This window comes from Romboutsia sp. 13368, assembly GCF_018336475.1.
Taxonomy (GTDB): Bacteria; Bacillota; Clostridia; order Peptostreptococcales; family Peptostreptococcaceae; genus Romboutsia.
This window is the reverse complement of the sequence record NZ_CP048741.1, coordinates 1,252,019-1,253,347: the sequence shown is the minus strand read 5'-3', so window position 1 is coordinate 1,253,347 and position 1,329 is coordinate 1,252,019. Positions and strand designations below refer to the sequence as shown.

Here is a 1,329-nt window from a genome sequence, read left to right as displayed (position 1 = left end):
ATTATCTTATAGCAAGATGAAAAATAATTACCTGGTAGAAATAAGAATTATAAATAAATTATATATCAAATCATCTATATCGATGTCGAGAAACTATACAGAAAGTTTGAATTTATAAAAAATATTTAACCTAAAACAAATCTTCCACAGCAGTGATCCAAGTGGTTCAGATTCAAAAAACTTAGAAAGTTATTATGATATTTATATGGATACTTTAACATGGATAGATGAACATATTATAGATTATGTAGCTCCACAAATTTACTGGACTATAGAGAATAAAACTAGTAATTATGAAGTTATGGTAAGTTGGTGGAATGATGTAGTTGAAGGTAGCTATGTAAGACTTTATATAGGTCAAAATATAGGAAATCCAGATATATCAAATGAAATCGACAAAGAGATAGAAATAAATAGAGAGTATGAAAATGTAAGCGGAAATATACTGTTTAGTGCTAGTAATATAATGGATAATACAAATAATGTAGTTGATAAGTTAAAAGAAGTATATAATTGCAAGGCTATTTTACCAACTAAATTAAATAATAAAGAGTAAGGCAAATTAAATAAAGATATAATTTATAATATAGTGGACAATAATAAAGTATCATACAAAATTAGAATATAAACTATACTTATATTATTTTAAATAATACATTGTATGTTATAATTTACCATATAATATCAAAATGGAGGATAACAAATGATTAAATTAAAATATAATGGTCATGCAAATATTTCATTAACAAAAGATGATATGACTATATTAATTGACCCATTTTTTACAGATAATCCAGTAAATAAAATCAATCCAAATGAAGTAGAATGTAATTACATACTAGTATCACATGCACACTTTGACCATATAGGAGATGCTATAGAAATATCTAAAAGAACAGGTGCAACAATAATAAGTACAGCAGAAATAGCAAATATGGTAGAAAGTAAAGGTTGTAATTCTCATGGTATGAACATAGGTGGAAAGTTTAACTTTGAATTTGGATCTGTAAAGGTTACACAAGCAATACATAGTGCTGGTATAGAAGGTGGAATGGCTTGTGGATTTATAATAGATTTTTATGGAAAAACTATATACTTTGCAGGAGATACAGCATTATTTGGTGATATGGAGTTAATAGGTAGAATGAATAATATAGATTATGCATTACTTCCAATAGGTGATAACTTTACTATGGGACCAGATGAAGCAATTGAAGCTGTTAAAATGTTAAAGCCAAATGTAGTTATACCAATACATTATAATACATGGCCACCAATATCTCANTCTCCACATAAATTTAAAGAAGATGTTGAAAGCAATACTGATGC

Annotated in this window: 2 protein-coding genes; both read left to right on the top strand. The window is 26.7% G+C overall.

What is annotated here, in order from left to right; translation table 11 throughout:
- The first annotated feature begins 121 nt into the window (after nucleotides 1-121).
- Nucleotides 122-556 (top strand): family 10 glycosylhydrolase, encoded by a 435-nt coding sequence (locus G3997_RS05065; RefSeq protein ID WP_330616300.1) that lies wholly within the window; start codon nucleotides 122-124, stop codon nucleotides 554-556.
- A 147-nt stretch (nucleotides 557-703) separates the two neighbouring features.
- Nucleotides 704-1,329, top strand: a 626-nt coding sequence (locus G3997_RS05060) for a metal-dependent hydrolase (RefSeq protein ID WP_296649104.1), incomplete at its 3' end; no start/stop codon positions are given.